At 75.6% G+C, this 8,345-nt stretch carries 8 protein-coding genes; 7 read left to right on the top strand and 1 reads right to left on the bottom strand.

Going from position 1 to position 8,345, the window contains the following annotated elements; all coding sequences use genetic code 11:
- The 4 genes from HET64_RS33070 to HET64_RS33085 form a co-directional block, all read left to right on the top strand.
- On the top strand, window positions 1–1,723 hold a 1,723-nt coding region (locus tag HET64_RS33070; protein WP_251146221.1), incomplete at its 5' end, for a LuxR family transcriptional regulator.
- Window positions 1,724–1,907: 184 nt separating this feature from the next.
- Complete coding sequence (locus HET64_RS33075) at window positions 1,908–3,191, top strand: CdaR family transcriptional regulator (protein WP_215110844.1); 1,284 nt, start codon at window positions 1,908–1,910, stop codon at window positions 3,189–3,191.
- 67 nt (window positions 3,192–3,258) lie between these two features.
- Complete coding sequence (locus tag HET64_RS33080; protein WP_215110845.1) at window positions 3,259–3,846, top strand: transcriptional regulator; 588 nt, start codon at window positions 3,259–3,261, stop codon at window positions 3,844–3,846.
- A 30-nt stretch (window positions 3,847–3,876) separates the two neighbouring features.
- Window positions 3,877–5,157, top strand: coding sequence for an MFS transporter (locus HET64_RS33085; RefSeq protein ID WP_215110846.1), 1,281 nt, complete (start codon window positions 3,877–3,879; stop codon window positions 5,155–5,157).
- 22 nt (window positions 5,158–5,179) lie between these two features.
- Here HET64_RS33085 and HET64_RS33090 read toward each other — a convergent pair whose 3' ends face one another.
- Window positions 5,180–5,812, bottom strand: a complete 633-nt coding sequence (locus tag HET64_RS33090; protein ID WP_215110847.1) for a TIGR03085 family metal-binding protein — start codon at window positions 5,810–5,812, stop codon at window positions 5,180–5,182.
- 84 nt (window positions 5,813–5,896) lie between these two features.
- Here HET64_RS33090 and hisI point away from each other — a divergent pair, with 84 nt between their 5' ends.
- The 3 genes from hisI to HET64_RS33105 all read left to right on the top strand — a co-directional run.
- Window positions 5,897–6,274, top strand: coding sequence for a phosphoribosyl-AMP cyclohydrolase (gene hisI / locus HET64_RS33095; RefSeq protein ID WP_215110848.1), 378 nt, complete (start codon window positions 5,897–5,899; stop codon window positions 6,272–6,274).
- An 11-nt stretch (window positions 6,275–6,285) separates the two neighbouring features.
- The gene (locus tag HET64_RS33100) at window positions 6,286–7,779 is read left to right on the top strand and encodes an anthranilate synthase component I (protein ID WP_215110849.1); all 1,494 of its coding nucleotides are present in this window, start codon (window positions 6,286–6,288) and stop codon (window positions 7,777–7,779) included.
- A 14-nt stretch (window positions 7,780–7,793) separates the two neighbouring features.
- A partial coding sequence (locus HET64_RS33105; protein WP_215110850.1) for a TIGR02234 family membrane protein occupies window positions 7,794–8,345 on the top strand: 552 nt, incomplete at its 3' end.

Below are 8,345 nucleotides of genomic sequence, written 5' to 3' on the forward strand. Positions count from 1 at the left end.
ACCCCCGCCCGTCCCGCTCGCCGCCCTCGTCCAGCGGGCCTGCGCCGCGCCCGGGCCGGACGCCGCGCTGGCCGCCCGGCTCGAAGCGGCCGCCGGAGCCCCCTTCCCGCACGCCGAACGTTCCGCCGCCCTGGCCCGTGCCGCCCTGCTCTCCACCGAACCGGCGCTGCGGGCGGCCCGCCTCGCCGCGGCGGCCGAGCAGGCGGGGCTCGCGGGCGACCCGGCCTTGGCCCGGGCCCTGCTGGCCAGGACCGGACCCCGGCCGCCCGGCACGGCGGGGCCGGCCCCCGAGCCCGCGCGGGGCCTCGCCCCCTACGTCCACGGCATGCTGGCCCTGCGCTCCGGGCCCGCGGCCGACGCCCATGAAGCGCTGCTCGCCGCGGCCGCGCTGCTCGGCCCGCACGATCCCCGCCGGACCCTCGACGCCCTCCTCGGCGCGGCCGAGGCCGCCTGGGCGGCGGGGGACCCGCTCGGCTACCTCGACGCCATGAACCGCCTCGCCCGCACCCCGCTGGAAGCGGGACTGGAGCACTACCGGGCCGGCATGTGCGCCGTGCTCGAAGGCCGCACCGCCGAGGGCCACGCCCTGCTCCGCCACTGCCTCGACCCCGCCGGGGACCCCGGCGCCCCGGCCGCTCTGCTCCGGGCCGGGGTCGCGGCCCTGGTCCTCGGGGATGTCGCCGCCGCCTGCCGCGCGGGCGCCCGCGCGCTCGCCGCCGTACGGACCAGGGGCCCCGACGCGCTGCTGCCCCAGGCCCTCGAACACCTCGCCTACGCCGAACTGCGTGCCGGGCGCCACGCCGGTGCGCGGGCCCACGCCCTGGAGGGGCTGCACGCCGCCCGCCGTACCGGGCAGCCCAACAGCTCCGCCCATCTGCACGCCGTGCTCGCCCTCGCGGCCTCCGTGGAGGGGCCCGCCGAGGCGTGCGCCGCGCACGCCGACGCCGCGCTGACCGGGGCGGGGCCGCACGGGCTGTCCCAGGCCGTCACCCTCGCCACCTGGGCACGGGCCCGCGCGGACCTGGCCTCCGGGCGGCCCGGCGAGGCGGCCGCCCGGCTTGCCCCCCTCGTGGGGACCGGCCCCGGACGGGGCCACTTCGCCGCCCGGATGCTCGCCGTGCCCTGCTGGGTCGAGGCCGCCGTGCTGGGCGGACGACAGCCCGAGGAGTCCCGCGAACTCCACGCCGCCGTCGACGAGTTCGCTTCCTGGGCCGCCCGGACCGCCGACCCGGGAGCGCCCGCCCAACTGGCCCGCTGCCGGGCCCTGCTGGCCCCCGCCGACGAGGCGGACGCCCGCTACGCCGAGGCCCTGGCCCACCACGGCCGGGCCGGCGGCGACTTCGAACGGGCCCGTACCCAGCTGATGTACGGGCAGTGGCTGCGCCGCCGCCGGCGCACCCGTGAGGCCCGCGGCCCGCTGCGAGACGCCCTGGTCGCCTTCCAGTGCTGCTCGGCCCGCGCCTGGGCCGACCGGGCGGCCGGGGAGCTGCGGGCGGCGGGGGAGCCGGCCGGGGCCCCGCGGAACGCGGCGGACGGACCGCTCGCGGCGCTCACCCCCCAGCAGCTGCGCATCGCCCGGTGCGTCGCCGAGGGGGCCACCAACCGGGAAGTGGCGCTGCGGCTGTCGCTCAGCCCCCGCACGGTCGACCACCACCTCCGCAACGTCTTCGCCGCCCTCGGCATCCGCTCCCGCACCGAACTGGCCCGGCTGCTGGCCGCCTAGAGGGGTCCGGAAGTCCGGGAGGTTGCGAGACCGTGATGACGAGTTCCGCGCAGACCCCTAGGTACCGACTGGGCGGTATGTCATTCTGCGGGCGTCAGGATCGTGTCGCCGCGCTCGCGCCCCGCCCGGGCCGGGTGCCGGGCCCGCCGCTCGCGCGGCCGGTCGATTCCCGGTGGAGGCCGCCATGCCACAGGTCGTACGTTCGCGGATCGGGGCGCCGCACGGCCCGTCCCCGGCAACCCCGTTGCCGCACCGCTTCCGGTCCCTGGCGGACCGCGAGGCCGTCGAGGTGCTGCACCGGGCCGCCCGGGTCCTCGTCGCCTCGCTGCCGGCCCTCACCGACCGGCTGGTCGAGGCCCTGTACGCCCAGGAGCCCGGATACCGGGCGGCCATCGACTCCGGCCGGGCCGAGGTCTGGCAGGAGGTCCACCACTCGCTGCGGCACAACGTCGGCTCCCTGATCCAGCCGCGGGAGTTCCGGGAGTCCGCCCACCGGACCTCCCGCTGGATCGGTGAGATCCGCGCCGAGCAGGGCGTGCCGCTCGACGCCGTCCTGCACGCCTTCCGGATGGGCGGCGCGATGGTCTGGCAGGACCTCGTGGACGAGACCGCCCGGCGCGACCCCGACGACGTACGGCTGCTCGTCCATGTCGCCGCCGACGTGTGGAACTTCGTCGACGAGCACTGCGGGATCGTCGCGGACGCCTACCGGCAGGCCGAGCGGCGGCTGTCCTGGCGGCGCGAGAACCGTCAGCGGCTCATGGTCGCCGCCCTGCTGGACGGGACCGCCCGGATCGCGGACCTTGCCGAGGCGGCCGCGATGCTGGGCCTGCCGGAGCAGGGCCGCTACGCCGTGCTCGCGGTGGCCGCCGCCCCGCGCGGTCCCGGGTCCGCCGCCCGCCCGCCGCTGACGCTGCCCGCCGCCGCCCCGGACGCCCCGGCGCTCTGGCACCCGGGCCCGGACGCCGAGTTCGCGATCCTGCCGCTGGCGGGCCCGCCCGGCGAGCTGAGGGCGCTGGCCGCCGCGCTGGACGTGCCGGCCGGAATCCGGGCCGGGATCGGCTCCGCGGTCGAGGGGCTGGCCGCCCTCGGCGACGCCCGGCGGCTGGCGGAGACCGCGCTGCGCGCCTGCCCCGCCTCCGGGGGCACCGTCCTGCTCGACGAGCACCTCCCGGACGCCCTGGTGGTGTCCTCCCCGGCCCTCGCCGGCGCGCTCGCCGACCGGGTGCTGGGCCCGCTGGACCGGCTGGATCCCGCCGACCGGGACGTCATCGTGGAGACCCTCACCGCCTGGCTGGACGCGGACGGCTCGGCGCAGCGGGCGGGAGCGAAGCTCTACTGTCACCGCAACACGGTCCTGAACCGCCTCCGCCGCTTCGAACAGCTCACCGGCCGCTGCCTGACCCGCCCCCGGGACGCGGTGGAGGTCTCCCTCGCCCTGGCGGCGCGACGGCTGCTCGGCACCTGAAGAACTCCGCAACAAATATTGCGCAATTATTCTTGCGCAACTTTTCCTGTGCGTCTACGGTCGAGCCATGCCCAGTGAAGAGCGACGCCGCGTCTCCGACCTCGACACCCTCAAGGCCATCGGCCACCCCCTGCGCCTGAAGCTCTACCGAGCCCTGCACATCAAGCGCACCGCCACCGCCTCCCAGCTCGCCGACCAGATCGACGAGGCGGTCTCCCTCGTCAGCTACCACCTGCGCAAGCTCGCCGACCACGGACTGATCGAACCGGCCGCGGGCCAGGGCACCGACGGCCGGGAGCGCTGGTGGCAGCCGTCCTCCCGGGGGCTGACCTTCAGCGACACGGACTTCGACGACGCGCCGGACGAGGCGGCCGTCTACGCCGCCGCCGGCCGGATCTCCTTCGACCAGCACGTCGAGCTCTACCGGGCCCACCAGGACGCACGGCACACCTGGGACGCGGAATGGCGCGGCGCCTCCTGGAGCGCGGAGAACCTCCTGCGCCTCACCGCGGAGGAACTGGCCGCCCTCGGCCGGGAGATGGGCGCGCTGATCGACCGCTACGAGGAAGCCGGCCGCGCCCGCGAGGAAGCGGGCGACACGGAGGGCCGCGAGAGCGTCGCCCTGCACACGTACGGATTCCCCTTCCGCCCCTGAGCCCGTCACCGCGCCCGGAAGGACGAACCCATGACCGTCACCGCCGTGAAAGCCCCCGAACGCCCCGCCCACCGCGACCCCAACGTCCTGCGCTGGCTCGGCGCGTACAGCGCGTCGATGATCGGCGACAGCATCTACTTCATGGCCCTCGCCTGGGCCGCCGCCCGCACCGGCAGCGCCTCCGGCACCGGCCTGGTCCTCGCCGCCGGCTCGATACCCCGGGCGCTCCTGATGCTCGGCGGGGGAGTGCTCGCCGACCGGCTCGGGCCCCGCCGCGTGGTCATCGGCAGCGACGCCGCCCGCGCGCTGCTCGTCCTCGGGCTCGCCGCGATCCTGGTGCTCACCGCGCCCACCGTGGGCGTCCTGGTGGCCGTCGCCCTGGTCTTCGGCGCGGTCGACGCCCTGTTCCTGCCCGCCGTCGGAGCCCTGCCGCCCCGGATCAGCACCCCGGGCCAGCTCGCCCGGATCCAGGGCCTGCGCGCACTGGCCGCGCGCGGCTCCTCGATCATCGGCGCGCCGATGGGCGGTGTCGCCGTGGCCGTCGGCGGGCCCTCGCTCGCCTTCGCCGCCGCCGGAGTGCTGTTCGCCCTGTCCCTGCCGCTGCTCCTGAGCCTGCGGATCGGACCGCTGCCCGGGCCGGTCAAGGACGGCGGGACCACGGCCGAGGCCGACGAGGCGTCCGCGGAGACCGAGGAGACGCCGAACGCCTGGCAGGACCTCGTCGGCGGGCTCCGGTACATCCGCCGCCACCCCCTGCTCGGCCCGCTCATGCTCGTCATCGCCCTCAGCGAGCTCGGCTTCGTCGGGCCGCTCAACCTCGGGCTGATCCTGCTCTCCGAGCAGCGCGGCTGGGGCGCGGCCGGCATGGGCTGGATCGTCGCCGGATTCGCCTCCGGCGCCGCCGGATCCGCCCTCGTCCTCGCCGTCCGGGGCCGGGTGCCGCGCGCCGGGCTGGTGATGTGCCTCATGGCGCTCGTCGCCGCGACGGGCATCGCCGCGATGGCGCAGATCCCCTCGGTGGCCCTCGCCGCCGTGATCGCCGCGTTCGTCGGCCTCACGGCCGGTCTGGCCGGCGCGCTGTGCGGAGCCCTCGTCCAGACCACCGCCGAGCCCGCGTACCTGGGCCGGGTGACCTCCGTATCGACGTTCTTCACCTACGCCATCGCCCCGCTGAGCTACCCCGCCACCGGGGCCGCCGTAACCCTCTGGGGCACCGGGCCGGTCTACGCCGTCAGCGCGGCCGTGTGCGCGGCCGGCGGAGCGATGGGCCTGGCCTTCACCGCACTCCGCCGCGCCGAACTGCCCCGCTGACCGGAACCCCCGGAGCCCCGGCCTACATGCCCAGCTCGGCCGCCCTCAGCCGCTCCACCGCCGCCTGGTCGCCCTCCACCTCGACGTCCGCCGCGTCCTGCCGGCCGAACGCGTACAGCAGCAGCTCGGCGGGCTCCCCGGTCACCGTCACCACCGGCGTCCCCTTGTGGGCCACCGCCGTCTGGCCGTCCGGGCGGCGCAGCACCAGCCCCACCGGGGACCTGCGGCCCAGCAGGCGGGCCGTCTTCTCGGTCCGGGACCACAGCACGTCGGAGAAGACCGGGTCCAGCTCGCGGCGCGACCAGTCGGGCTGGGCCCGGCGCACGTCCTCCGCGTGGACGAAGAACTCGACGGTGTTCGCCGCCTCGTCGATCTGCTTGAGGGACATCGGGGAGAACCGGGGCGGACCGGTGCGGATCAGCTGGATCAGTTCCTCGTACGGCTTCGCCGCGAACTCCGCCTGCACCCGCTCCAGCCGGGCCTTCAGCGCGCTCACCAGCAGCCCGCCCGCCGCGTCCGCGCGGCGTTCGCGGACCACCACATGGGCGGCCAGATCGCGGGTCTTCCAGCCGTCGCACAGGGTGAGGGCCTCGGGACCTGCCGCTTCCAACAGATCGGCGAGCAGAAGACGTTCACGCTTCGCATGGGTCGACATGCCCGCCAGCGTACGACCGTCACCCCTGGTCCGCCCAGTGGACGTCCGCCCGGAAAGCCCTCGCGGCCACGGCACAATGGGCCCATGACGAGCACGCCCGGCGCCACGCCGCCCGCCAGCAGCCTCGACCCGGCCGTCGCCGCCCGCCTCAAGCGCGGCGCCGATGGTCTGGTCCCGGCCATCGCCCAGCAGTACGACACCGGAGAGGTGCTGATGCTCGGCTGGATGGATGACGAGGCGCTGCACCGCACCCTCACCACGGGCCGCTGCACCTACTGGTCGCGCAGCCGCCAGGAGTACTGGGTCAAGGGCGACACCTCCGGTCACGTCCAGCACGTGAAGTCCGTCGCCCTGGACTGCGACGCCGACACCGTCCTCGTCAAGGTCGACCAGACCGGCGCCGCCTGCCACACCGGCGACCGCACCTGCTTCGACGCCGACACCCTGCCTCTCGGGAAGTAAGGTCACCGGCCATGGATCTCGACACCTTCCGCAAACTGGCCGTCGACCGGCGCGTCGTCCCCGTCAGCCGCCGCCTCCTCGCGGACGGCGACACTCCGGTCGGCCTGTACCGCAAGCTCGCCGCCGAACGCACCGGCACCTTCCTCCTGGAATCCGCCGAGAACGGCCGGACCTGGTCGCGCTACTCCTTCATCGGCGTCCGCAGCGACGCTGCCCTCACCGCCCGCGACGGCGAGGCCCACTGGCTCGGCACCCCGCCCGTCGGCGTCCCGGTCGCCGGCGACCCGCTGGACGCCCTGCGCGCCACCGTCGAGACCCTCCACACCCCCCGCGACCTGGTGAGCGACGCGGGCCTTCCGCCCTTCACCGGCGGCATGGTCGGCTACCTCGGCTACGACGTCGTCCGCCGTCTTGAGAAGATCGGCGAGCACGGCGGCGACGACCTGAAACTGCCCGAGCTGACCATGCTCCTCACCTCGGACCTCGCCGTCCTCGACCACCAGAACGGCACCGTCCTGCTGATCGCCAACGCGATCAACCACAACGACCTCGACTCCGGCGTCGACGAGGCACACGCGGACGCCGTCGCCCGCCTCGACGCGATGGAGCGGGACCTGCGCCGCCCGGTCGAGAACGCCCCCGCCGTTCTGCCCCCGTCCGAGCTGCCGCCGTACACCGCGCTGTGGGGCGGCGAGGCCTACCAGGACGCCGTCGTGGACATCAAGGAGCGGATCAGGGCGGGCGAGGCCTTCCAGGTCGTCCCCTCCCAGCGCTTCGAGACCCCGTGCACGGCGAGCGCCCTGGACGTCTACCGGGTGCTGCGCGCCACCAACCCGTCCCCGTACATGTACCTCTTCCGCTTCGACGGGTTCGACGTCGTCGGCTCCAGCCCCGAGGCCCTCGTCAAGGTCGAGGACGGCCGGGCCATGGTCCACCCGATCGCCGGGACCCGGCACCGGGGCGCCACCCCGCAGGAGGACCAGGCGCTCGCCGACGAACTCCTCGCCGACCCCAAGGAGCGCGCCGAGCACCTGATGCTCGTCGACCTCGGCCGCAACGACCTGGGGCGGGTCTGCGAACCCGGCAGCGTCGAGGTCGTCGACTTCATGTCGATCGAGCGCTACTCCCACGTGATGCACATCGTCTCCACCGTCACCGGCCGCGTCACCGAGGACCGCACGGCCTTCGACGTGCTCACCGCCTGCTTCCCCGCGGGCACCCTCTCCGGCGCCCCCAAGCCCCGCGCCATGCAGATCATCGAGGAGCTGGAACCGAGCCGCCGCGGCCTGTACGGGGGCTGTGTCGGTTACCTCGACTTCGCCGGGGACTCCGACACCGCCATCGCCATCCGGACCGCCCTGCTCCGAGGCGGCACCGCATACGTCCAGGCCGGAGCCGGGGTCGTCGCCGACTCCGACCCGGTCTCCGAGGACACCGAGTGCCGCAACAAGGCGGCGGCCGTGCTCCGCGCCGTCCATACGGCCAACCGGCTCCACGACCGCTGAACCGGTAGGGGATAGTGGAGGGCGTGAGTGCTGTCCCCGTACCCCAGCCCCGTGCCCGAACCGCCGACTCCGCGTCCGGCGCCGCGCCCGACTCCGCAGGGAGCCGACGCAGTCTCGCGGCCGGTCTGCTCCTCGGCGCGGCCGGCGCGACCGTCGTCCTCCTCGCCTCCGGGCAGACCTGGGCGGAGGGCGACGCGGCCACCGGCGGCGGCGCCCTCCCGCTGACCGTCGACGGCCAGGACGTCACCGGCGTCCCGGCCGCCCTGGCCGTCGTCGGCCTCGCCGCCCTCGTCGCCGTCTTCGCCGTACGCGGCGTCGGCCGCCGGATCGTCGCCGCCCTCCTCGCCCTCAGCGGCCTCGGAGCGACGCTCAGCGCCTGGGCCGGCGGCTCCGACAGCACGGCCCTCGACGAGGAGGCCGCCAGGACCACCGGCGACGCGGCGGCCACCATCCACGCCATCGGTCACACCGCCTGGCCCTACGTCACCGCCGCCGGCGGCCTGCTGATCCTGCTGGCCGGGCTCCTCGCCCTGCGCTACGGCTGTCTCTTATACACCTCTCCGAGC

This window comes from Streptomyces sp. McG3, from assembly GCF_018619185.1.
Classification (GTDB): domain Bacteria; phylum Actinomycetota; class Actinomycetes; order Streptomycetales; family Streptomycetaceae; genus Streptomyces.

Coding starts and splice junctions, on each gene's coding strand:
- HET64_RS33085 (WP_215110846.1), top strand. CDS start 3,877: ATGACCGTCACCGCCGTGAAAGCCCCCGAACGCCCCGCCCACCGCGAC.
- HET64_RS33080 (WP_215110845.1), top strand. CDS start 3,259: ATGCCCAGTGAAGAGCGACGCCGCGTCTCCGACCTCGACACCCTCAAG.
- HET64_RS33075 (WP_215110844.1), top strand. CDS start 1,908: ATGCCACAGGTCGTACGTTCGCGGATCGGGGCGCCGCACGGCCCGTCC.
- HET64_RS33100 (WP_215110849.1), top strand. CDS start 6,286: ATGGATCTCGACACCTTCCGCAAACTGGCCGTCGACCGGCGCGTCGTC.
- hisI (WP_215110848.1), top strand. CDS start 5,897: ATGACGAGCACGCCCGGCGCCACGCCGCCCGCCAGCAGCCTCGACCCG.
- HET64_RS33090 (WP_215110847.1), bottom strand. CDS start 5,812: ATGTCGACCCATGCGAAGCGTGAACGTCTTCTGCTCGCCGATCTGTTG.